We start from the raw sequence: 23,349 nt of genomic DNA on the forward strand, positions 1-23,349 counted from the left end.
TGGCCGACGCTTGGCAGCTATGACGGACGACAGTTCACGAGGCGGCCCCCCCGGCAAGCTGACCAGGGTCGCGCGGTGGGGCGCCGGGCGGGCCGCCGAACTGCGCGAACGGCTGCCGTTCATCACACGCCTGACCCGGCAGATGGTCGACGTGAGCCTCCTGGACTCCTCGACCCGGCTCGCCGCACAGGCCTTTCTGACGGCGATCCCGGTGTTCATCGCCGTCGCCGCGTTCGCCCCGCCGTCCGTACGCGACCAGCTCATCGACTCGGCCACCTATGCGCTCGGGCTCTCCGGGGCGTCCCTCGACCAGGTGCGGCTGGCGTTCGGGACGACCGACGACCCCACGCGCGAGACCTCCGGGACCGTCGGCATCCTTGTCACACTGGTGTCGGCGACCGCGTGCAGCCGCGCCCTGCAACGCGTGTGCGAGCGCTCCTGGCACCTGCCGCCGGCGGGCCTGCGTCTCATCGCGTGGCGGTGGGTGGTGTGGCTCCTGGTGTGGCTGGCCGCCCTCGTGGTCCAAGGGCTGGTGCGCGACGGATTCGGAGCGGGTGCCTGGCTCGGACTGCCCCTGTCGTGCGTGTCGAGCATCCTGCTGTGGTGGTGGACGCAGCATCTGCTGCTCGGCAGCCGGGTGGCGTGGCTCCCACTGCTGCCGGGCGCCGTCCTGACCGGCATCGGCGTGGTCGTCCTGGCCTGGGTGTCGCGCTTCTACATGCCGCTCACGCTGAACCGTTCCCTGGCCGCCTTCGGCCCCCTCGGCATGGTGTTCACCGTGCTGTCGTGGCTCATCGTGCTGTTCACGGTCGTCTGCGTGGGGATCGCCACGGGGTACGTCCTCGCCCATGAACGGCCCCTCGCCCGCCGCTTCGGAACACCGCCGCCCGGGTGAGAGGGAAGAGTTCCCTAGCGCGGGCCGGGCACCCTTCGACGTATGAGATACGAAGTTCGAGAGCGGCTCTTCGCGGTGGGCGAGGACTACTGGATCGAGGACGAGCAGGGCCACAAGGCCTTCCTCGTCGACGGCAAGGCGATGCGCCTGCGGGACACCTTCGAGCTGAAGGGGCCCGACGGGCGGGTGCTCATCGACATCCACGAGAAGATGTTCGCCCTGCGCGACACGATGGTCATCGAGCGCGGCGACGAAGCCCTCGCCAAGATCAAGCGCAAGCGCCTGTCGCTGCTGCGGAACCACTACCGGGTCGAACTGATCGACGGCACCGAACTCGACGTCAGCGGAAAGATCCTGGACCGCGAGTTCGTCGTCGAGTACGACGGCGAGATGCTCGCCCACATCTCCCGTCGCTGGCTACGGGTCCGCGACACGTACGGCGTCGACGTCATCCGCGAGGACGCGGACCCGGCACTGATCATCGCCGTCGCGGTGTGCGTGATCCACCTGGCGGAGAAGGAACGAGGGGTCGGCTGACATCGGCTGACGGCTTCCTCACCGCCGAGGCGGCTCCAGCCCCAGTCGCCGGTCCTTGAGCGCCGGGAACCGCTCGCGGGTCCCGGCGACGCCCGCTGCGTCGAACTCGACGGTGAGGACCTCCTCGTCGGCGCCCGCCTCCCCGATGATCTGGCCCCAGGGGTCCACGACGACGCTGTGCCCGGCCTGCGGCACCCCCGCGTGCGTACCGGCGGTGCCGCAGGCCAGTACGTACGCCTGGTTCTCGACGGCGCGCGCCTGGGCGAGCAGCGTCCAGTGCGCGCGGCGCCGCTCGGGCCAGCCGGCGGAGATGAGAAGCGTCTCCGCGCCCCGGTCGACGAGGCCCCGGTACAGCTCGGGGAAGCGCAGGTCGTAGCAAGTGGTGACGCCGAGGACGGTCTCCGGCAGGCGTACGGTGACGAGTTCCTCGCCCGCGCCCATCAGCACGGCCTCGCCCTTGTCGAAGCCGAAGCGGTGGATCTTGCGGTAGGCGGCGGCGAGTTCGCCGTCCGGGGAGAAGACGAGCGCGGTGTTGTAGAGCGGCCCGTCGGGGTCGCGCTCGGGGATCGTGCCCGCGTGCAGCCAGACGCCCGCGTCGCTCGCGGCCTTCGCCATCGCCTCGTACGTCGGGCCTTCCAGGGGCTCCGCCTCGGTCGCGAAGGCCTCGTAGGCGAAGGCGCCGGTGGTCCACAGCTCGGGCAGGACGACGAGGTCGGCGGACCCGGCTTGATCCCGCACCATCGAAGCGGCGCGCAGTCGACGGGAATTGGGCGATTCGTCATCATCTACGCGGATCTGGATGAGCGAGGCGCGCACACTACCACCGTCCTGGCATTCGAGCCGTCTACACGGGCCTACGATCGTCACACGAAAGCACTGCCGGGGTGCCTGCCAGCAGCGTACTGTGCATTTCCGGGGGTTCCCCCCGGACCCCCGCAGACGCTTCCAAGACACCCACTGCCCGCGCCACAACCGCCCGAGGGGTCCCGTTCCGTGAGTCTCCACCCCAGTCTTCAGTCCTACGCCGATGCCTGGACGCATTCCATCGAAGCGATATCCGAGCTGGTGACGCCCCTGGTGGAGGGCGAATGGAGCCGGGCCACGCCATGCCCCGGCTGGTCGGTGCGGGACATCGTGTCCCATGTCATCGGCCTCGACTGCGAGATGCTCGGCGACCCGCGGCCCATCCACACGCTGCCCCGCGACCTGTACCACGTGCAGAACGAGCACCAGCGGTACATGGAGATGCAGGTCGACGTGCGGCGCCACCACACGGCGCCCGAGATGACGTCCGAGCTGGAGTACACGATCATCCGGCGCTCCCGGCAGCTGCGCAACGAGTCGCGCGAGCCGGGCGCGCTGGTGCGCGGTCCGCTCGGCACGGAAGAGACCCTCGAATTCGCCATGCGCAAGAGGGCGTTCGACGTGTGGGTGCACGAGCAGGACCTGCGCGCGGCCGTCGGCCGGCCGGGCAACCTCGACTCGCCGGGCGCGTACGTCACGCGCGACATGCTGCTCGCCGTCCTGCCGAAGGTCGTCGCGAAGGACGCGTCGGCGCCCGCGAACTCCGCGGTGGTCTTCGATGTGCACGGGCCGGTCGAGTTCCTGCGCACGGTCCGCGTCGACGCGGACGGGCGCGGCACGATCGACGGCGCCCCCTCGCTGGGCCCGGCCGCCACGCTCTCCCTCGACTGGGAGACCTTCGTCAAGCTGGCCTGCGGCCGCGTGACGCCCGACGCGGTGTCCGACCGGGTCAAGACGGAGGGCGACCTGGACCTCGCCCGGGCGATCCTGAACTCGCTGTCCACGACGCCGTAGCCCTTACGGGGCCAGGGCGGCGGAGCGGACGGGCAAGGCCCCGGTGCCGGGAACGGCAACCGGGGCCCGTCGATCACGCGGCCGGGTCTTGGGCGGGGATGTCTCAGTCGGGGATGTCTTACGCGGGTACGTCTCAGCCGCGTGCGCCTTGCGCCGGAACCGCCTACGCCGGTACGTGCACCGTCTCCACCCGGCTGGCCACAAGCCGCTCCCGCTCGCGCCGGTCCGCGCGTCGGCGCAGTCGCAGGATCTGGCTCACCCCGAGCGCCTCGAGCACGAACACCGCGGAGAACGCGATCCGGTAGTTGTCGCCGGTCGCGTCCAGCAGGACCCCGATCGCGAACAGCGTCGTCATCGACGCGACGAACCCGCCCATGTTGACGATCCCGGACGCGGTTCCCTGCCGCTCCGGCGGGTTCGCCGGGCGCGCGAAGTCGAATCCGAGCATGGACGCGGGACCGCACGCCCCGAGCACGACACACAGCACCACCAGCAGCCACATCGGCGCGTGGTCCCCCGGGTAGGCGATCGTCACGGCCCACGTCACGGCCGTACCGGCGACCGTGCCGAGGGCGAGCGGCAGCCTGGCCATGTGGTGCCGGGCCACGATCTGCCCGTAGACGAGCCCGATCAGCATGTTGGACAGCACGACGAGGGTGAGCAGTTCACCGGCGGTCCCGCGCGAGAGTCCCTGCGCCTCGACCAGGAACGGCAGGCCCCACAGCAGCAGGAACACCATCGCCGGGAACTGCGTCGTGAAGTGCACCCACAGGCCGAGCCGTGTCCCCGGCTCGCGCCAGGACGCGACGATCTGTCCGCGGACGAAGGCCCCTCCGGTGTGCCGCACGGGCTCCGGTTCGAAGCCTTCCGGGTGGTCCTTGAGGAAGAGCAGCATCAGGACGAGGACGACGACTCCGGCGAGCGCGCTGCCGGCGAACGCGGCCTCCCAGCCGACGCCGTGCAGCAGCCGCGCGATCACGAGGGTCGACACCAGGTTGCCGGCCATGCCGACGAGGCCCGCGAGCTGCGCGACCAGCGGCCCGCGCCGGGCGGGGAACCAGCGGGTGCCGAGCCGCAGCACGCTGATGAAGGTCATCGCGTCGCCGCAGCCGAGCAGCGCGCGCGAGACGAGGGCCGTCCCGTACGAGGGCGAGAACGCGAAGCCGAGCTGGCCGATGGTGAAGAGGACGACACCGATCGTCAGGACGCGCTTGGTGCCGAGCCGGTCGACCATCAGGCCGACCGGTATCTGCATGCCCGCGTACACGAGCAGCTGGAGGATCGAGAAGGTGGACAGCGCCGAGGCGTTGATGTGGAAGCGTTCGACGGCGTCGAGGCCGGCGACGCCCAGTGAGGTGCGGAAGATGACGGCGACGAAGTAGACGGCGACGCCGATGGACCAGACGCCCATGGCCCTGCGGCCGCCGGGCGGATCCCCGGGCAGCGACACGGTTCCGGCGGAGCTGCTCATCGGACCTCGCCCCGCGCCAGGTTCGAGAACCAGCCGACGTGGCGGCGGACCACGGTGACGGCTGCCTCGGCGTCGCCGGCGCGCAGCGCGTCGAGGATCTCCGCGTGCTCGGTGAGCGTCTTGGCGATCCGGTCCGGGTGCGAGTGCATCACGGCGACGCCCATTCTCAGCTGGCGGTCGCGCAGCTGGTCGTAGAGGCGGGAGAGGATCGCGTTGCCTCCGCCACGGACGATCTCGGCGTGGAAGCAGCGGTCGGTGCTGGCCGCGTCGGCGAACTCGCCCGCGGCGGCCTGGGTCTTCTGGAGCGAGAGCAGTTCCTCCAGGCGGGCGATCAGACTCGCGGGCGCGGGGACCACCTTGCGCACGGAGTGCTCCTCGACGAGGAGGCGGGTCTCGATGACGTCCGCGATCTCCTGCGCGGAGACGGCGAGGACCAGGGCGCCCTTCTTCGGGTAGAGCTTGATCAGCCCTTCGACCTCCAGCTTGAGCAGCGCCTCACGCACCGGGGTGCGGGAGACCCCGACGGCCTCGGCGAGCTCGCCCTCGGTGAGCAACGTCCCGCCCTCGTAACGGCGTTCGAGGACGCTGCGCTTGACATGGTCGTAGACGCGGTCGGCTGCCGGCGGTCGCTTGACGGCGGTGGGGGACGGGGGCGCGGAAGGCATGCGCACATCATAGATACAACACGTACGCATCGTCGGCGGCCGTCCAGAATGCGGACGAGGCGCCCCGGAACGACGGGCGCCGCATCTTCGCCACAAATAGTCCTCATTCCTGTGCATCCATCCACCGCGCTCAGGAGTCTCTTCAACAAGCGGCACCCTCATGCGGCCGCATTCCAGGGGCATTTGGAGCGTTCAACTTGAAAACCCGCATTAAGGGCATTCGTCGCGTATCCGCCGCCGCCGTCGTGACCGCCGGTGCGGTCCTGGCGAGCGGGGCCTTCGCCGGCTCGGCGCAGGCGGCCACGCTGCCCACCCCCACGATCGTCGCCAAGGGCGGCTACGTGATGAACAACGGGACCGGTACGAGCCTGTTCACCAAGGCCGCCGACACCCGCCGTTCCACCGGTTCCACCACCAAGATCATGACCGCGAAGGTCGTCCTGGCGCAGTCGAACCTGAACCTGGACTCCAAGGTCACGATCCAGAAGGCGTACAGCGACTACATCGTCGCGAAGAACGCGTCGTCGGCCCGCCTGATCGTCGGCGACAAGGTCACCGTCCGCCAGCTCCTGTACGGGCTCATGCTCCCGTCCGGCTGCGACGCCGCGTACGCCCTGGCCGACAAGTTCGGCTCCGGCAGCACGCGCGTCGCCCGCGTGAAGTCCTTCATCGGCAAGATGAACAAGGCCGCCACGGACATGGGCCTGAAGAACACGCACTTCGACTCGTTCGACGGCATCGGCAGCGGCGCGAACTACTCGACGCCGCGCGACCTGACGAAGATCGCCTCGTCCGCCATGAAGAACTCCACGTTCCGCGCGGTCGTGAAGACGACGTCGACGAAGCAGAAGGTCACGACGAAGAGCGGCGGCTACCGCTACATGTCGTGGTCCAACACGAACAACCTGCTCGGCAGCTACTCCGGCACCATCGGCGTGAAGACCGGCTCGGGCCCCGAAGCCAAGTACTGCCTGGTCTTCGCCGCCACCCGCAACGGCAAGACGGTCATCGGCACGGTCCTCGCCTCTTCCTCCGTCACGAACCGCACGGCGGACGCCAAGAAGCTCATGGACTACGGCTTCAAGAAGTAGCCCGCACAGGTACGCCACGCACAAAGGGGGTCTGCCGCATCGCGCGGCAGACCCCTGACGGATTCTCAGGGCGCATACCCCTGACGGATTCTCAGGGCGTGGCCGACTCCGCTCGGGTCAGGTCGAGCCGGGTCGAGCGACACGCCTCAGCCGTACGTCACACCAGCCGTACGTCACACGGGGCCGCACCCTCAGGTGCGGCCCCGTGTGATGCACTCACGCCCAGGTGATCAGCCGCTTGGGCTGTTCCAGGATCGCTGCCACATCCGCCAGTACCTTCGAGCCCAGCTCTCCGTCCACCAGGCGGTGGTCGAAGGAGAGGGCCAGGGTGGTGACCTGGCGGGGCTTCACCTTGCCCTTGTGGACCCAGGGCTGGAGCTTGATCGCGCCCACGGCGAGGATCGCGGACTCGCCCGGGTTCAGGATCGGGGTGCCGGTGTCGACGCCGAAGACGCCGACGTTCGTGATCGTCACCGTGCCGCCCTGCATGGCGCCCGGCGACGTCTTGCCCTCGCGGGCCGTCGACACCAACTCGCCCAGCGCCGTCGCCAGTTCGGGCAGGGTCTTGGCGTGCGCGTCCTTGATGTTCGGCACGATCAGACCGCGCGGGGTGGCCGCGGCGATGCCCAGATTCACATAGTGCTTGCGGACGATCTCCTGGGCTGTCTCGTCCCAGGACGCGCTGATCTCGGGGTTCCGCTTGATCGCGACGAGCAGCGCCTTGGCGACGAGCAGCAGCGGATTGACCCGCAGCCCCTGCATCTCCTTGTCGGCCTTCAGCTCCTCGACGAGCTTCATCGTCCGCGTCACGTCGACCGTCACGAACTCCGTGACGTGCGGCGCGGTGAACGCGGAGCCGACCATCGCGGCCGCGGTCGCCTTGCGTACGCCCTTGACGGGGACACGGGTCTCGCGGACGCCGTCCTGGACGACGGCCGGCGCGGCGGCGATCGGCTCCTGCGGCTGCACCAGTACCTGCGCCCGCACCACGACCGGCTCGGGAGCCGGGGCGACGGCCGCGTGCACGTCCTCGCGGGTGATGATGCCGTCGGGACCGGAGGGCGTGAGCGAGCCGAGGTCGACGCCGAGGTCCTTGGCCAGCTTGCGCACGGGGGGCTTGGCCAGCGGCCGTCCGTTCCCCTTCGCCGGAGCTTCCGGCTCGGGCGCAGGAACCGTCTGCGTGACCGCCGCCGGGGCCGCCACCACGTCGCCCTTGCGCGGCCTGCGCTTGGTCGACGCCTCGGAAACCCCGTACCCCACAAGAACCGGCTGCCGCCCCTGAGGCTCGGCCTCGGGTTCGGGCGACGCGGGCTCCGGCACGGACACGGACACGGGAGCAGCGGCCGTGGAGCCGGATCCGCCCGCGACGTCCACCGCGATGATCACCTGCCCCACATCCACCGTCGTCCCCTCGGGGAAGCGCAGCTCGCGCACCACCCCGTTGAACGGGATGGGCAGCTCGACGGCCGCCTTCGCCGTCTCCACCTCGCACACGACCTGCCCGTCGGTGACCGCGTCACCCGGCTGGACGTACCACTTGAGGATCTCGGCCTCGGTGAGTCCCTCGCCCACGTCGGGCATCTTGAACTCGGCCAGCGCAGCGTCTGTCATCGTCGTCACGGCCCTCTCCTCAGTACGCAAGCGAGCGGTCGACGGCATCGAGCACCCGGTCGAGGCCCGGCAGATACTCATCCTCGAGGCGCGCCGGCGGGTACGGCACGTGATAGCCGCCGACCCGCAGCACGGGCGCCTCCAGATGGTAGAAGCAGCGCTCGCTGATCCGCGCGGCGATCTCCGCGCCCGTGCCGAGGAAGACCGGGGCCTCGTGCACCACGACGAGCCGGCGGGTCTTCTCGACGGACTTCTGCACCGCGTCGAAGTCGATCGGCGACATGGAGCGCAGGTCGAGGACCTCCAGGGACTTGCCCTCCTCCTGGGCGGCCGCAGCCACCTCCAGGCAGACCTTCACCATCGGCCCGTACGCGACGAGCGTCAGATCCGTGCCCTCGCGCACCGTGCGCGCGCCGTGCAGCGGTCCGGGGATGGCCTCGGTGTCGAGCTCGCCCTTGTCCCAGTAGCGCCGCTTCGGCTCGAAGAAGATCACCGGGTCATCGCTCTGGATGGCCTGCTGCATCATCCAGTACGCGTCCGACGAGTTCGACGGGGAGACCACCTTCAGGCCCGCCACGTGCGCGAACAGCGCCTCCGGCGACTCCGAGTGGTGCTCGACCGCGCCGATGCCGCCCCCGTAGGGGATCCGCACGACGACCGGCAGCTTGATCTTGCCGAGCGCGCGGGCGTGCATCTTCGCGAGCTGCGTGACGATCTGGTCGTACGCGGGGAAGACGAAACCGTCGAACTGGATCTCGACGACCGGCCGGTACCCGCGCAGCGCGAGGCCGATGGCCGTGCCGACGATGCCGGACTCGGCGAGCGGGGTGTCGATGACCCGGTCCTCGCCGAAGTCCTTCTGCAGTCCGTCCGTGACGCGGAAGACGCCGCCGAGCTTGCCGACGTCCTCGCCCATGATCAGGACCTTGGGGTCGGTGTCGAGCGCCACGCGCAGCGACTCGTTGATCGCTTTCGCGAGCGGAAGCTTCTGTACCGCCATGATCAGTTGCCTCCCTCGGCATCGGAGAACGACGCCTGGTAGGCGGCGAACTGGGCACGCTCCTCGTCGACGAGCGAGTGCCCGTCCGCGTACGCGTTCTCGAAGATGGCCATCGGGTCCGGGTCCGGCATGGCCCGCACGACCTCACGTACTCGAAGACCCAACGCTTCGCTCTCGGCCTCGAGTTCCGCGAAAAATCCCTCGTCCGTGTCAGTTTCGGACTCGAGATAGGTGCGCAGGCGCAGGATCGGGTCCTTCGCCTCCCACGCCTCACGCTCCTCGTCGGCCCGGTACTTCGACGGGTCGTCGGAGGTGGTGTGCGCGCCCATGCGGTACGTGAACGCCTCGACCAGCGTCGGCCCCTCGCCCCTGCGCGCCCGCTCGAGGGCCCACTTGGTGACGGCCAGGCAGGCGAGCACGTCGTTGCCGTCGACGCGGACGCCGGGGAAGCCGTAGCCCTGCGCGCGCTGGTAGAGCGGCACGCGGGTCTGCTTCTCGGTCGGCTCCGAGATCGCCCACTGGTTGTTCTGGCAGAAGAACACGACGGGCGCGTTGTAGACCGCGGAGAACGTGAACGACTCGGCGACGTCTCCCTGGCTGGAGGCGCCGTCACCGAAGTACGCGATCACGGCGCTGTCCGCGCCGTCCTTGGCGACGCCCATGGCGTAGCCGGTGGCGTGCAGCGTCTGCGAGCCGATGACGATCGTGTACAGGTGGAAGTTATTGCTGTTCGGGTCCCAGCCGCCGTTGTTCACGCCGCGGAACATGCCGAGCAGGTTCGTCGGGTCGACGCCCCTGCACCAGGCGACGCCGTGCTCGCGGTAGGTGGGGAAGACGTAGTCGTCGTCGCGCGTGGCGCGGCCCGAGCCGATCTGCGCGGCCTCCTGGCCGAGCAGCGAGGCCCACAGGCCCAGCTCGCCCTGGCGCTGCAGCGACGTCGCCTCCGCGTCGAAGCGACGGGTGAGGACCATGTCGCGGTACAGGCCGCGCAGCTCGTCGGCCGTGATGTCCTCGACGAACGCGGCGTACTCGGCGTGCGCGGGGTCCTCCACGCGCCGGCCCTCGGGGCTCAGCAGCTGGACGAGGTCGGATGTTCCGACTCCCGGGGACTTCTTCGCAGACTTTTTCGCAGCGGTGCGCTTGCGCGGCGTACGCGCGGCGGCAGTGCTGTCCACGGTCACGTGTGCTCCTCCGTCGGTCCGGCCCCCGGGTTCGCCGGGAAGCCTGGGGGTCCCCCCAGCCCTTCAACAGGGCCTCGGGGAGGCTCGCCTGCTCCGTCCCGCGCACGGGGTGGGTGCGACTCGGCCGGGTACAGGCGTGACAGGTGCCCCGGCGAGCGCCCTGCACGATGCACGTTACCCAGTGCCCCACATATCTGCGAAACCCCATCTGACCTGCGATTTTGCTTGGATATCCAAGTAAATCGAGCAACTGCGGAACACTTGCTGGTCAGAGGTGGTCGAAGCACCGTTCGGAGCACCGGTCACAAGCCTGGCAGGCAGCCGGAACACCGGCACGTTATCCCGGTCACCTCGGGCACGGGAAGAGCCAGTATGTGAGACTGGCCGCGTGCCCGAAGACGGAAAAATTCGCGTATTTCTACTCGATGACCATGAAGTCGTACGCCGCGGAGTGCACGAGATGCTCTCCGTGGAAGAGGACATCGAAGTCGTCGGAGAGGCGGGTACAGCTGCCGACGCCCTCGTCCGCATCCCCGCCACGCGCCCCGATGTCGCGGTCCTGGACGTACGGCTCCCGGACGGCAGCGGCGTCGAGGTGTGCCGCGAGATCCGTTCCCAGGACGACTCGGTCAAGTGCCTGATGCTGACCTCGTTCGCCGACGACGAGGCACTCTTCGACGCGATCATGGCGGGCGCCTCCGGCTACGTACTGAAGGCCATCAGGGGCAACGAGCTCCTGAACGCGGTCCGTGACGTCGCCGCCGGGAAGTCCCTGCTCGACCCCGTCGCCACCGCCCGCGTCCTCCAAAGGCTCCGCAGCGGCGGCCGCGGCGGGGAGGACGACCGGCTCGCGAACCTGACCGAGCAGGAGCGCAGGATCCTCGACCTGATCGGCGAGGGCCTGACCAACCGCGTCATCGGGGAACGCCTGCATCTCGCCGAGAAAACGATCAAGAATTACGTGTCCAGCCTGCTGTCGAAACTGGGCATGAAACGCCGCTCGCAGGCCGCCGCATTTGTCGCGCGGCTGCAGGCCGAGAAGCGCGACTGAATTCGGGACCTACGTCCCTTTCACAGGGGGCCGGAGCCTCTTTCACAGCGGGCTTCCGGTGGCACACCGTGAAAACATGCCCTCCGAATTCCAGGAAGACCGCGCCCGGGAACGGCGCGCCCTCGAGCTGATCGGCAGCGTGGACCACGGCCGGGTGGCGACCAGCATGCGCGCGCTCCCCTTCCTCGCCTCGGCCCGCCACATCGTGGTGGACGGCCGGGTCGTCCTGCGTATGCACAAGGGCTACGGCTACCACCAGGCCTGCGCCGGCAGCGTCGTCGCTTACGGCGCCGACAACCTGAACAACGCCGGTGACCCCGCCGACAGCCAGTGGTCGGTCCAGTTCGTCGGCACCTGCGTGGCCGTCGAACCGGCCCCGGGCGAACTCGGCCCCTTCGGCCCCGCGCCCCGCTTCGCCGACGGGGAGCCGTTCGACCCCGTCTATCTGCGGATCGAGCCCCAGTTCGTCACCGTGCACGAACTGACGGGCGGCACCCGTCATCCGAAGCGGGCCTTTCGCCACGTTCTGTAGCCACCGGCTACCCAGGGTGCCCTAACATCTGGCGCGTGCCGCGCTCATCTGCTCACTCCGCCCCACCGCTCCGTGCCCTGCTGCGGCAGTACGACGCCGGCTCACCGCTGGCCTGCGAACCCGTCGACCAGGGTCTGCTCAACCGCGGCTACCGGCTCGCCACCACGCGCGGCCGCTACTTCCTCAAGCACCACTTCGACCCCGAGACCGCCGACCCGGCCGCCATCGCCCGCCAGCACCGCGCCACCGAACGCCTGGCCGCACTCGGCGTCCCCGTCGCCCCGCCCCTGCCCGCCGCCGACGGCCGCACGGTCACCGTCATCGGCGGCGCCAGCTACGCCCTGCACCCCTGGGTCGAGGGCCGCCACCGCAGCGGCGCCCAGCTCACGGCGGCCCAGTGCCGCACGCTCGGGGCGCTCCTGGGACTCGTACACGCCTGTCTGGAGAAGGTCATGGGGGCCGCGCCCGCGCGTGGGCGGGACAGTGCCGATCCCGCGGACACCCTCGCGCTCATCGACACCCTCCTGGAACGGGTGCGCCGCCGTCGCCCGCACGACGCGTTCGACGAGCTGGCGCGGCACCGGCTCGTGGAGCGCCGCGAACTCCTGGAGTCCTGCGCGGGGCGGCGGCCCTCGCAGGCCTCGGCGACCGGCTGGGTGCACGGGGACTTCCACCCGTTCAACCTGCTCTACCAGGGCGGCGTACCGGCCGCGATCGTTGACTGGGACCGGCTCGGGGTGCAGCCGCGCGCCGAAGAGGCCGTACGCGCCGCCGTGATCTTCTTCGTGCGTCCCGTCGGCACGCTCGACCTGCCGAAGGTGCGGGCCTACGCGCGCGCGTACCGCCGCGCCTCGGGCGCCGGCGCGGACGAACTCGCGGCCGCCGTCCACCGTGTGTGGTGGGAGCGGCTCAACGACTTCTGGATACTGCGCTGGCGCTACGAACGCGGCGACACTCGCGCCGATCCCCAGTTCCCCGCGGCGTCGGCGCTCGCCGTGTGGTGGACGAAGGAGTACGGGGCGGTGCGCGACGCGTTCGCCGAGTGAGCGGCCGTCGGTGAGCCGGACCGGCCGGGTCAGCCCGTCGCCGGGTCGCCCGTGGAGACCTGGAGCTGGATCGACTCGGGGTTCTTCGGGTCGATCTCCGTGCGCGCCTTGGGGTACTGCACGATGACCGTGCCCTCACCGAAGGTGTTCTCGTCGACGTCCCGGACATCGAACTTCCAACCGGCGGCCTGCATACAGGCCTTGACCGACTTGATGTTCTTGTAGGTGAAGTCCGGGAGCATGACCTTGTCAGGGTCGTTGTAGCCCGTGTCGGGCTCCGTGCACTCGTCCTCTTCGATCGTCTTCGTCAGATCGGGACCCTTGTGACCGGCGACGACCGACGGCGACTTCGTCGCGTCGCCGCCACCGCCGCCCTTCTCGTCATTGCCGTTCAGCGTCAGGGCCGTGATCAGACCGCCGACCGCGAGCAGCGCGACGACGATGGAACCGACGATCACCCCGGTGTTCCGCTTACCACCACCGCCGCCGGAGCCCGCCGAACCCGGCGTCGTCTGTGGCGAGATGGTGTACGGCGGAGGCGTCTGCTGATGCTGGTGGTGGTGCTGCTGCTGAGGCGCGTACGGAGAGGTGGGCGGCGGGGTCTGGTAGCCCTGCTGCGGATATCCGTAACCCGGCGTGGCCGGCGCCGGAGTGGGCGTCCCGTAGGGGCCCGGCTGGTACGGCGTCTGCACCGGGCCGGTCGGCGCCGCCGTCGACTGGTCGACCGGCGGGAACACCGCGGAACCGACACCCGCGCCGCTGGACGTCTGCGCACCCGGCACGATGCTGGGTGCCGCGGCCTGCAGCGACTGGGCGACCCGCAGGCACTCGTCCCGCATCGCCTCGGCGCTCGGGAAGCGCTCGTTCGGGTTCTTCTTCAGCGCGCGGGCGACCAGCGCGTCCACGGCCGGGGGCACCGACCGGTTGATCGACGAAGGAGCCACCGGCTCCTCCTGGACGTGCGCATACGCTATGGCCAGCGGCGAGTCCGCCTCGAACGGCAGCCGTCCGGTGACCAGTTGGAACAGCATGATGCCGACCGAGTACAGGTCGGAGCGGGCGTCCACGCCACGGCCCAGGGCCTGCTCGGGCGAGAGGTACTGCGGGGTGCCGACGACCATGCCGGTCTGCGTCATCGACGTGACACCGGACTGCATGGCGCGGGCGATGCCGAAGTCCATGACCTTGACGACGTTCCGCTTCGTCATCATGACGTTGCCCGGCTTGATGTCCCGGTGGACCAGACCCATCTCGTGGCTGATCTCGAGCGCCGCGAGCACATCGGCCGTGATCTTCAGGGCCTTGTCGGTCGGCATCGCGCCGTAGTGCGCGACATCCGCGTCGAGCACGGAGCCGAGGGGCTGGCCCTCCACGTACTCCATGACGATGTACGGAGTGGTCATCCCGGCGAGGTCGTCCTCGCCGGTGTCGAAGACCGAGACGATGTTCGTGTGCGTGAGCTTCGCCACGGACTGCGCCTCGCGACGGAAGCGCTCACGGAACGCCTGCTCGCGCCCGAGCTCGGTGTGCAGCGTCTTGATCGCCACCTGGCGGTCGAGCACGGTGTCGTACGCGAGGTGGACCGAGGCCATGCCGCCCTCGCCGAGCAGATCACGCAGCTGGTAGCGACCGCCGGCGACGGCACGCCCTGCGTACCGGCCCTGTGCGCCGTCCTGGCTCATGTTTCTACGTCCCCCATCGGCGCGGCCCGTGATCGACTACCACTATTCCCGGCCAAGTCTGCCCCGTGGCACCAGCACGTCAAGCTCGGTGCCCGTTCCGTGACCGTACGGGCAAGAAGCGTCGCGGAAGCGTTACAGGAATTGCCCAGACGATTTGCATCGCATTGCCCGCAGAAGGTTTGATGGCCGGTCCATCTCGGGACGGCGCGCCGGGCGAAGCCTGTAGCGTGGCCCGACGGAGACCGTAACGACCACCGCGCGTACATCCGAGAGTGCGGACACAGACGCGGACAGAAACGACGGCGAGGACTGATGGCACAGACGCAGCGCGCTCAGGGCCCGTCCGACCCCGAGACGGCTGGCGGCGGTATGTCAGATGCGCCGGAGTTGTGGGGGAACGGCGGACTGGTCGGCGATGGCCGGTACCGGCTGACCCACAGACTCGGCCGGGGCGGCATGGCGGAGGTGTTCGCCGCGGAGGACGTCCGGCTCGGACGCACCGTCGCGGTCAAGCTCCTGCGCTCCGACCTCGCCGAGGACCCGGTTTCCAAGGCCCGCTTCACGCGCGAGGCCCAGTCGGTCGCGGGCCTCAACCACCACGCGGTCGTCGCCGTGTACGACTCCGGCGAGGACACCGTCGGCCGCTCGGTCGTCCCCTACATCGTGATGGAGATCGTCGAGGGCCGCACGATCCGCGACCTCCTCCTGAACGCCGAGGCGCCCGGACCCGAGCAGGCACTGATCATTGTCTCCGGTGTCCTGGAGGCCCTCGCCTACTCGCACCAGCACGGCATCGTGCACCGCGACATCAAGCCGGCGAACGTGATCATCACCAACACCGGTGCGGTGAAGGTGATGGACTTCGGCATCGCGCGCGCCCTGCACGGCGCGCAGTCGACCATGACGCAGACCGGCATGGTCATGGGCACGCCCCAGTACCTGTCTCCCGAGCAGGCCCTCGGCAAGGCCGTCGACCACCGCTCCGACCTGTACGCGACCGGCTGCCTGCTCTACGAACTCCTCGCGCTGCGGCCCCCGTTCACCGGCGAGACCCCGCTGTCCGTCGTCTACCAGCACGTCCAGGACGTGCCGGTGCCGCCCTCCGAGGTCTCGGACGTGGCACCGCCGGAGCTCGACGGCCTCGTCATGCGCTCCCTGGCCAAGGACCCGGACGACCGGTTCCAGACCGCCGAGGAGATGCGCGGCCTCGTCCAGTACGGGCTGCAGATGCTGTACGACCAGGGCGGCCACACCAACACGTGGAACACCGGCCCGGTCGCCGCCGACATGCACAGCGGCGGCAACACCCCGGCCATGGGCCTCGCGGGTACGACGGCGCTCCCGCACCCGGGCGACACCGGTACGGCGGCCCAGCCGATGCTGCGGCCCCCGGGCAGCGACGACGGCGGATTCGACGGCGGTCACCGCTCGGGCGGCGGCAGCGGCCGCGGCAAGATGTGGATCCTCGCGGTCCTCGCCGTGATCGCCATCGCGGGCGGCGCGGCCTGGGCGATGACCAGCGGCGACGACCACAAGGGCGGCACCGGCACCACGCAGTCGCCCACGCAGTCGCACTCCCAGAAGGAGAAGGAGCCCACCAAGAGCTCCGACGACACCGCCACCGAGGAGGAGCCGGCGGACCCGGGCGCCGGGACCGGCGGGGAGACCGACTACACGCCGTCACAGGAGCCCAGCACGGGTGAGGTCACGCCGTCCGGCAGCGCGTCCGAGCCGACCGACGAGCCGTCGGACCCGACGCCGTCCAAGAGCCAGCCGACCTCGGAGGAGCCGCCCACGGGGGGCGACCCCAGCCCGCCCACGGAGGAGCCGCCCACGGGCGACACCGGCGGGGACACGGGCGGAAACGGCGCGGCCGGAACCGACGGCGGCGCCTGAGCCGCCGCCCTCCCGGCATACGACATACGAAGGCGCCCGGCCGGTCATGGTGACCGGCCGGGCGCCTTCACGTTGTGGGTTCGGTTCGGGGTACGACAGGTACCGGGCAGAGGCGCCGGGGTCCTTACAGGTACGGGCCTCCGGAGCGGCCGGCGATCCGCGGGTCGTCGCCCTCCTCGCCGCCGCCCACGCCGGGCGGCAGCGCACGGCGCATCTGCTCCAACTGGGCCCGCGCTGCCATCTGCTGGGCGAACAGCGTCGTCTGGATCCCGTGGAAGAGCCCCTCCAGCCAGCCCACCAACTGGGCCTGCGCGATCCGCAGTTCGGCGTCGCTCGGGATCACCTCGTCGGTGAACGGCAGGGAGAGACGCTCCAGCTCCTCGACGAGCTCCGGCGCGAGACCGTCCTCGAGCTCCTTCACGGAGCTGGAGTGGATCTCCTTGAGCCGCACCCGGCTCGCCTCGTCCAGAGGAGCCGCCCGCACCTCCTCGAGCAGCTGCTTGATCATGCTGCCGATGCGCATCACCTTGGCGGGCTGTTCCACCATCTCCGTCACCGGAACCTCGCGGGAGTCGTCGTCTCCACCGCCGCCGAGCGCCATTCCGTCCTGGCCCACGACCAGGACCTGGGGGCTCTGCGGCGAGCTTTCGTTCCTCGGCATCTCCATGCCGCCATTCTCTCGCACCGCACCATCACACCTGGGTAGTGCCCCCATACGAGGGTGATCCACCGTGTTCGGGCGTGCTCCCACCGTGAGCGGCGATGTTTCCGACGCGTACGGGTCTGCGCGACGCGGGCGGCGGCTTGCGGGGCGGGCGGGGCGTGGAACGGGGACCACGGGCCGGTCGGGACGGGAGGTCTCGGGACTGCGCGGAGCGTGAGGCGTCGGGCGCGGGGGGCGCGTAGGCCGTGGGTCGCGCGTGTGGCCGCGACTGGGTCATGGGGAGCGCGTGAGCCGTAGGGAGCGCGTGAGCCATGAGCGGGGCGTATGTCATGAGCGGCGGAGATTTCTCGATCGGGGCGGATTTCATGGGCGGCGGGATATGCGGTGGGACTTCAGGTGCGGCAGCGATTTCAGGTGCGGGGCAGATTTCACGTGCGGGGCATCTCACGTGCGGGGCAGATCTCACGTGCGGCGCAGATCTCACGTGCGGCGCAGGCGCAGTGCCAGGACTCCGACGCTGAGGCCTATGAGAACCAGGCCGGAGCCCAGCGGCAGGACGCCCACGCCGGGGATCACGGGTTCGGCGACGGTCGGCTGCGGGGTACGGCCGGCGGTGTCCACGGGGACGCGGATGGGCCGGGCCGACGGCTGGACCTGCTGCTCGTCGGAGCCGTCCTCGCGGGTCTGCGGCTCTTCCGGGGGCACGGGCACGGATATGGAGTCGTGGTCCGGGCGGGTACGGGGCGGGTCCGCCGACGGGGGGCGGGACCGTTTCGGCGACGCGGCGGCGGGCGCCGAGGCGGAGTGGCTCTTACCGGCGGAGTGGCCCTTGCGGGAGGGGGCCACAGGGGAGGCCTTCTTGGGGGAGGCCTTCTTGGGGGAGGCCGTCTTGGGGGAGGCCGTCTTGGGGGAGGTCTTCGCGGGGGAGGTCTTCGGACTGGCGTGGGAAGCGCTGGGCCTTTTGAGGGAGGTACTCGCCGAGGGCTTCGCGGTGGCGCGCGCGGAGGGCTCGGCCGCAGAGTGCTCCTTGCTGGGCCGGCCCGTGGACGGCTTCTGTTCGGGGCGGCCGTGGGCCGACGGCTCCGACTCGGCCCGCCCCGGCGGCGTACGGCCCTTGGCGGAGTGACCGCCGGCCTGTGCCCCGGAGGCAGAGGCAGAGGTGGAGGCGGGAGTAGATGCGGGGGCGGGGCCGGACGTGGGGGCGCGCGGGGGCGCGGGTTCGGCGGCGTACGCGTAAGTCCCTGAGGTGGCCGGTCCGAGAAGGAGGGCCAGGAACAGCAGGGGCCGCAGCAGCGGCAGCGGCCGCAGCGGGCGGCCGGTGGTGCGGAGGCGTGGAGTCATTCCGCGCGCCCCTCCCGGAATCGAGTCACCAAGATCAGAGGAATCCCGGAATCAGCGTCACATGACGCAACAATTCCGGCACCTTGGTGTCACTCCGCCCACTCCGGCCACGCCACCCGGCCGCCTGGGGGCGTGGGGGCCTGGAGGGCCACCGACTCGCCCGGGCCACGCCCCCGCCCGCCGATGGATCTACTCGACGGTGAGCAGCACCTTCCCGATGTGCCCGCTCTCCTCCAGAACCCGGTGCGCCTGCGCCGCGTCGCTCATCGGCAGCTTCCGGTCGACGATCGGCCGGACGCGGCCCGAGTCGATCAGCGGCCAGATGTGTTCCCGTACCGCGGCGACGATCGCGGCCTTCTCGGCCAGCGGGCGCGCGCGCAGCGAGGTCGCGGTGATGGCCCCGCGCTTGTTGAGGAGCATGGCGATGTTCAGCTCGCCCTGGATGCCGCCCTGCATACCGATGATCGCGAGGCGGCCGTTGGTGGCCAGCGCCTGGACGTTGCGGTCCAGGTACTTGGCGCCCATGTTGTCGAGGATGACGTCCGCGCCCGCGCCGTCGGTGGCCCGCTTGATCTCCTCCACGAAGTCCTGCTCGCGGTAGTTGATCAGGATGTCGGCGCCGAGCTCGGCGCAGTGGTCGAGCTTCTCCTTGCTGCCCGCCGTCACCGCCACCTTGGCCCCGACGGCCTTGGCCAGCTGGATTGCCATCGTACCGATGCCGCTGGAGCCGCCGTGGACCAGGAAAGTCTCGCCGGGGCGCAGGTGGGCGATCATGAAGACGTTCGACCAGACGGTCGACGTCACCTCGGGCAGCGCGGCCGCCGTGACGAGGTCGGTGTTCTCGGGTACGGGCAGGAGCTGGCCGGCCGGAACGGCGACCTTCTGGGCGTAACCGCCGCCCGAGAGAAGCGCGCACACCTCGTCGCCGACGGACCAGCCGGACACACCGGCGCCGAGGGCGACGATGCGTCCCGAGCACTCCAGACCGGGGATGTCGCTCGCGCCGGGCGGCGGGTTGTAGAAGCCCTGACGCTGAAGCAGATCGGCGCGGTTGACGGCCCCGGCCGCCACCTCGACCAGCACTTCGCCGTCACCGGGTACGGGATCGGGGACCTCCGCCCAGACGAGCGCCTCAGGTCCACCGGGTTCCGGAATCGTGATCGCATACATGCCGGCGAGGCTACTCCTCGGAGCAATCCAGGAGACGGGTCGGCGCGTGCCCCAACTGCCAATCCTCACGGGCCCCCGGCTGCCCGTCCCCCGCGAGCCCCGGCTGTCAGTCCCGCGGCAGCCGTCGCGTGTCCGGGACGGCCTGGGTGCCGGGGGTGGCCCGGGCGATCGTGATCAGGCGGTCCGTCAACTGGAGCGTGCCGATGGCCCGGTCGTCGTAACCCAGCACCCGGTGCCCGCGCACCACGCTCACCACCAGGTCCTCGGTCTCGCGGACCTTCAGCCCCACCTCGGCCTTTATGACCGGCCGTTCCACGATGTCGAGGCCGCTGCCCTGCTGGATGAGGTCCTCCATGACCATGCCCGCGCTCGGGCTGAGCACGGAGAGTCCGAGCAGCCGGCCCGCCGCGCTGGCGCTGGTGATGACGGCGTCGGCGCCCGACTGCCGCAGCAGCGGGGCGTTCTCCTCCTCGCGGACAGCCGCCACGATCTTCGCCGCGCGGTTGAGCTGGCGGGCGGTGAGGGTCACCAGGACCGCGGTGTCGTCCCGCTGGGTGGCGATGATGATCTGCCGCGCCCTCTGCACCTCGGCCCGCAACAGCACATCACTGCGTGTGGCATCGCCGACGACCCCGGCGAACCCGTGCGCCGTGGCCGCCTCGATGACCTTGCTACTGGGGTCGACGACCACGACCTGATCCGCCTTCAGGCCCGTCGCGCAGACCGTCTGGATCGCGGACCGGCCCTTCGTGCCGAATCCGACGACCACGGTGTGGTCACGCAAGTTGGACCTCCAGCGGTTCAGTCGCCACTCCTCCCGCGTGCGCTCGGTGAGCACTTCGAGAGTGGTGCCGACCAGGATGATCAGGAACAGCACACGCAGCGGCGTGATGACGAGGATGTTGACGATCCGGGCACCGTCACTGACGGGTGTGATGTCCCCGTACCCGGTCGTGGAGAGGGTGACGGTCGCGTAGTAGAACGCGTCCAGCAGGTCGACGCTGCTGTCGGAGCTGTCGTTGTAGCCGGACCGGTCGATCCAGACGATGAACGCCGTCGCGACGAGCACGGCGAGCGCCACTATCAGTCGCCGGGCGACCTGCCGCAGGGGCCGCTCGACAACCCGCTTGGGGAGCTTCACCTGACGGTCGACGACCTTCTCGTCGTCCTGTCGGGCCATCGCGTCATGGCCGGGAAGTTTCACGTGAAACACCTCTCGGCAGCGCCGTGGCCTCCGTCGCCACCGGTCGCGCTCCACGACCACGGCAGGTCGAGGATCTCCACTTCCCGCCCGGCCTTCGCGCCGCCGGGCGCGACGACGGCGAGCCCGTCGGCCGCCGCGATCCCGCGCAGCATGGCCGGCCCGTTGTAACGCAGCGGCACGGCCACATCCCCCCGCACGACGACAGGGACGAGCCGCGTGTCATGCGGGTGCCCGTGCACAGCCCCCTGGAGCGGCACCGTGTACGGCTCCTGCTCCGGCCGTCCCGCGAGGATCCCCAGCAAGGGCTCGGCGAGCGTGAGGAGCCCGGAGACGGCCGCGAGAGGGTTGCCCGGCAGGCCGACGAGGTGCTGCCGTTCCTTGGTGCGGGCGAGCAGCATCGGGTGCCCCGGCCGCACCGCGACACCGTCGACGAGCAGCTCCGCATCGACCTGGCTCAGCGTCGGGTGCACCTGGTCGACCGGGCCCGACGCGGTGCCGCCGGTCGTCACGATGAGGTCGGCGTTCGACGCCCGTACGGCCTTGAGCAGCGACTTCGGATCGTCGCCCAGACGCCGTACGGAGGTGACCTCCGCGCCGAGCGCCCTCAGCCACGGCGGCAGCATGGGGCCGAGCGCGTCCCGGATGAGGCCCTCACGGGGGAGGCCCTCGGTCAGCAACTCGTCGCCCAGGATGAACACTTCGGCCTTCGGCCGCGCAACCGTCAGCAGTTCGTCGTACCCGGCGGCCGCGGCCAGCCCGAGCACCGCGGGCGTCACCAGGGCGCCGGCGGGCAGGAGTTGGTCGCCGGAGCGGCACTCCTGGCCGCGGGGGCGGATGTCCTGGCCGTGGTCGACGTCGCGCAGGGCGAACAGCCGTCCCTTGTCGTCCGTGCGGCCGTGTTCGCTGCGGATGACGGCGGTCGCGTCTCTCGGGATCCGGGCGCCGGTCGCGATCTGGACGGCCTCACCGTCGGACAGCGGCTCGGGCCGGTCCTGCCCGGCGAGTATCCCCTCGGCCCGTACGTCCCAGGGGCCCGGCCCGGCAACGACCCAGCCGTCCATGGCGGACGTGTCGAAGGACGGGAGGTCGGAGAGCGCGGCGAGGGGCTCGGCCAGCGTCAGGCCCAGCGCCCGGTCGAGCGGCACGCGGCGCTCCGCCGCACCTCCCCGGAGCGCGGCGGCCGCCCGTCCGGCCCGCCCGGCGACGGCCCGCGCAGCGGACCAGGAGGCGGCTCGGTGCCGGGAGTCGGTTCGGTGGCTGGAGGAAGTGCTGTTGCGCGCGGGGTCCTTGTGGTCCGGGTGGCCGGTGGGTGTGGCGGGTCCGGTGCGCCGGGCGTCCTCGGCCGAACCGTGTCCTGGGCGTCCCGCACCGGAAGCCCCGCCGGAGCGTCCCGCACCGCCCGCGCCACGGCCGTCCGCCGCCCGGGCCTCGTTGACCAGGGCGAGCGCCTCGTCGACGGCGCCGTCCTCGGCCGCGCGCGCCTGCGCGGCGATCGACTCCGCGCTCTGACCGCTCATCACGCGTCCGGCCGCGCGCCCGCGGAGCCACCGGGTGAGTCGCCGCCGGACGCGGGGCCGTCGGACGAGGCGGCCGGGCCGGCACCCGTCGTCCCGGGTGCCGACGCCTCCTCGTCCGCGGCCTCCTTCGCCCAGCGGTCAGCGAGCGCGACGGCCTTCGCACAGGCCTCGGCGACGGCCTCGCGGCCTCCTCCGGCGTTCGCGGCCGCGTACCCGACGAGGAATGTCGTCAGGGGAGCGGCCGGCCTGGCCACACCGTGCGCGGCGTCGCGGGCGAGGTCGAGCAGGACGCCGGTGTCGACGTCGAGCTCGATGCCCAGTTCGTCCTTGGCTGCGGAGATCCATTCATCCAACACGTGCCCATGCTCCCTGATACGTGACCGGGCGGCGGCGATGTCGTCCCAGGTGTCGCAGTCGAAGGACGCGACGGGGTCGGTGATGCGGGTGAGTTCGAGTCGGCCGACAAGCAGCCGCAGGGGCAGCCCGGAGAGGCCGTCGTCATGCGCGGCTGCGAGTTCGGCGAGGTGGTGGCGCAGGGGTGCGCTGCGGTAGGCCGCGACGAGCGGCTGGTCCCGGCCGTCGGCGTCGGTGAGCATGACCCCGTCCGCCGTTCCCGCGTGAAGGGCGTCGAGGAGGCCCCGGACCGTCTGCTCGCTCAGGAAGGGCAGGTCGGCGGAGAGGACGAGGACCTGGTCGGCCGTGGTGGCGCGCAGGCCGGCGTCGAGTGCGGCCAGCGGTCCGCCGCCCGGCGGGTCCTCGCGGGTCCAGCGCACGGGGTGCGCGGTGGGTCGGGGTTCGGCGACGACGACCGTGGTGCCGGCCGTGGCGCAGGCGGCCAGTACCCGGTCGAGCAGCGGCCTGGCTCCGACGCGGACCGCGGGCTTGTCCGCGCCGCCGAGCCGTCTGGCGGCGCCGCCGGCGAGCACGACGGCGTCGTGGGCGGGGCGGCTCGGCACGGGAGCAGCGTTCATCCCCCG

21 protein-coding genes are annotated in these 23,349 nt (G+C 70.9%); 8 read left to right on the top strand and 13 right to left on the bottom strand.

Annotated features, from left to right (window positions below):
* Positions 1-19: 19 nt before the first annotated feature.
* Positions 20-895, top strand: a complete 876-nt coding sequence (locus ACZ67T_RS09400; protein ID WP_469982737.1) for a YhjD/YihY/BrkB family envelope integrity protein — start codon at positions 20-22, stop codon at positions 893-895.
* A 42-nt stretch (positions 896-937) separates the two neighbouring features.
* Positions 938-1,432: an LURP-one-related/scramblase family protein gene (locus tag ACZ67T_RS09405; protein WP_469982738.1), complete on the top strand. Its 495-nt coding sequence runs from the start codon at positions 938-940 to the stop codon at positions 1,430-1,432.
* Positions 1,433-1,450: 18 nt separating this feature from the next.
* On the opposite strand, the gene ACZ67T_RS09410 is transcribed toward ACZ67T_RS09405, so the two are convergent.
* The gene (locus tag ACZ67T_RS09410) at positions 1,451-2,248 is read right to left on the bottom strand and encodes a carbon-nitrogen family hydrolase (protein WP_469982740.1); all 798 of its coding nucleotides are present in this window, start codon (positions 2,246-2,248) and stop codon (positions 1,451-1,453) included.
* Between the two features lie 177 nt (positions 2,249-2,425).
* Between ACZ67T_RS09410 and ACZ67T_RS09415 the strand changes: the two genes are divergently transcribed.
* Positions 2,426-3,250, top strand: coding sequence for a maleylpyruvate isomerase family mycothiol-dependent enzyme (locus tag ACZ67T_RS09415; protein ID WP_469982741.1), 825 nt, complete (start codon positions 2,426-2,428; stop codon positions 3,248-3,250).
* Positions 3,251-3,413: 163 nt separating this feature from the next.
* Here the strand turns inward: ACZ67T_RS09415 and ACZ67T_RS09420 are convergent, their stop codons facing one another.
* Positions 3,414-4,721 carry an MFS transporter gene (locus ACZ67T_RS09420; protein ID WP_469982743.1) on the bottom strand — a complete coding sequence of 436 codons (1,308 nt, stop codon included), beginning with the start codon at positions 4,719-4,721 and terminating at the stop codon, positions 3,414-3,416.
* Positions 4,718-5,386 (bottom strand): GntR family transcriptional regulator, encoded by a 669-nt coding sequence (locus tag ACZ67T_RS09425; protein WP_469982744.1) that lies wholly within the window; start codon positions 5,384-5,386, stop codon positions 4,718-4,720. The genes ACZ67T_RS09420 and ACZ67T_RS09425 overlap by 4 nt, the downstream gene beginning before the upstream one ends.
* Before the next feature lie 197 nt (positions 5,387-5,583).
* On the opposite strand from ACZ67T_RS09425, the gene ACZ67T_RS09430 reads away from it, so the two are divergent.
* Entirely contained in the window at positions 5,584-6,477 is an 894-nt protein-coding gene (locus ACZ67T_RS09430) for a D-alanyl-D-alanine carboxypeptidase family protein (RefSeq protein WP_469982745.1), read from the top strand.
* Between the two features lie 216 nt (positions 6,478-6,693).
* Here ACZ67T_RS09430 and ACZ67T_RS09435 read toward each other — a convergent pair whose 3' ends face one another.
* From ACZ67T_RS09435 to pdhA, 3 genes are read right to left on the bottom strand one after another with little or no spacing between them, the layout of a single operon-like run.
* Positions 6,694-8,097, bottom strand: a complete 1,404-nt coding sequence (locus tag ACZ67T_RS09435; protein WP_469982747.1) for a dihydrolipoamide acetyltransferase family protein — start codon at positions 8,095-8,097, stop codon at positions 6,694-6,696.
* Positions 8,098-8,107: 10 nt separating this feature from the next.
* Complete coding sequence (locus ACZ67T_RS09440) at positions 8,108-9,088, bottom strand: alpha-ketoacid dehydrogenase subunit beta (protein ID WP_469982748.1); 981 nt, start codon at positions 9,086-9,088, stop codon at positions 8,108-8,110.
* Between the two features lie 2 nt (positions 9,089-9,090).
* Positions 9,091-10,269, bottom strand: a complete 1,179-nt coding sequence (gene pdhA, locus ACZ67T_RS09445) for a pyruvate dehydrogenase (acetyl-transferring) E1 component subunit alpha (protein ID WP_469982750.1) — start codon at positions 10,267-10,269, stop codon at positions 9,091-9,093.
* 388 nt (positions 10,270-10,657) lie between these two features.
* On the opposite strand from pdhA, the gene ACZ67T_RS09450 reads away from it, so the two are divergent.
* The 3 genes from ACZ67T_RS09450 (at position 10,658) to ACZ67T_RS09460 (ending at position 12,898) form a co-directional block, all read left to right on the top strand.
* A complete protein-coding gene (locus tag ACZ67T_RS09450; RefSeq protein ID WP_469982751.1) occupies positions 10,658-11,320 on the top strand; it encodes a response regulator in 663 nt (220 codons plus the stop codon).
* A 76-nt stretch (positions 11,321-11,396) separates the two neighbouring features.
* On the top strand, positions 11,397-11,852 hold the full coding sequence (locus ACZ67T_RS09455) for a pyridoxamine 5'-phosphate oxidase family protein (protein ID WP_469982753.1): 456 nt from the start codon (positions 11,397-11,399) through the stop codon (positions 11,850-11,852).
* A 35-nt stretch (positions 11,853-11,887) separates the two neighbouring features.
* On the top strand, positions 11,888-12,898 hold the full coding sequence (locus tag ACZ67T_RS09460; RefSeq protein ID WP_469982755.1) for a phosphotransferase: 1,011 nt from the start codon (positions 11,888-11,890) through the stop codon (positions 12,896-12,898).
* A 29-nt stretch (positions 12,899-12,927) separates the two neighbouring features.
* On the opposite strand, the gene ACZ67T_RS09465 is transcribed toward ACZ67T_RS09460, so the two are convergent.
* Positions 12,928-14,580, bottom strand: a complete 1,653-nt coding sequence (locus ACZ67T_RS09465) for a protein kinase domain-containing protein (protein ID WP_469982757.1) — start codon at positions 14,578-14,580, stop codon at positions 12,928-12,930.
* A 312-nt stretch (positions 14,581-14,892) separates the two neighbouring features.
* Between ACZ67T_RS09465 and ACZ67T_RS09470 the strand changes: the two genes are divergently transcribed.
* Positions 14,893-16,476 carry a protein kinase domain-containing protein gene (locus ACZ67T_RS09470; RefSeq protein ID WP_469982759.1) on the top strand — a complete coding sequence of 528 codons (1,584 nt, stop codon included), beginning with the start codon at positions 14,893-14,895 and terminating at the stop codon, positions 16,474-16,476.
* A 124-nt stretch (positions 16,477-16,600) separates the two neighbouring features.
* Here ACZ67T_RS09470 and ACZ67T_RS09475 read toward each other — a convergent pair whose 3' ends face one another.
* The 6 genes from ACZ67T_RS09475 to ACZ67T_RS09500 form a co-directional block, all read right to left on the bottom strand.
* Positions 16,601-17,143 carry a bacterial proteasome activator family protein gene (locus ACZ67T_RS09475; protein ID WP_326774897.1) on the bottom strand — a complete coding sequence of 181 codons (543 nt, stop codon included), beginning with the start codon at positions 17,141-17,143 and terminating at the stop codon, positions 16,601-16,603.
* Positions 17,144-17,620: 477 nt separating this feature from the next.
* Positions 17,621-18,481, bottom strand: a complete 861-nt coding sequence (locus ACZ67T_RS09480; RefSeq protein ID WP_469982761.1) for a hypothetical protein — start codon at positions 18,479-18,481, stop codon at positions 17,621-17,623.
* A gap of 189 nt (positions 18,482-18,670) precedes the next feature.
* The gene (locus ACZ67T_RS09485; protein ID WP_469982763.1) at positions 18,671-19,651 is read right to left on the bottom strand and encodes an NAD(P)H-quinone oxidoreductase; all 981 of its coding nucleotides are present in this window, start codon (positions 19,649-19,651) and stop codon (positions 18,671-18,673) included.
* A 106-nt stretch (positions 19,652-19,757) separates the two neighbouring features.
* Positions 19,758-20,864, bottom strand: coding sequence for a potassium channel family protein (locus tag ACZ67T_RS09490; protein WP_469982764.1), 1,107 nt, complete (start codon positions 20,862-20,864; stop codon positions 19,758-19,760).
* Positions 20,852-22,372: a molybdopterin molybdotransferase MoeA gene (locus ACZ67T_RS09495; protein ID WP_469982766.1), complete on the bottom strand. Its 1,521-nt coding sequence runs from the start codon at positions 22,370-22,372 to the stop codon at positions 20,852-20,854. Before ACZ67T_RS09495 ends, ACZ67T_RS09490 begins: the two co-directional genes overlap by 13 nt.
* Entirely contained in the window at positions 22,372-23,343 is a 972-nt protein-coding gene (locus ACZ67T_RS09500; protein ID WP_469982768.1) for an NTP transferase domain-containing protein, read from the bottom strand. The genes ACZ67T_RS09495 and ACZ67T_RS09500 overlap by 1 nt, the downstream gene beginning before the upstream one ends.
* Between the last annotated feature and the right edge of the window lie 6 nt (positions 23,344-23,349).

This window comes from Streptomyces sp. NPDC107517 (assembly GCF_055582645.1).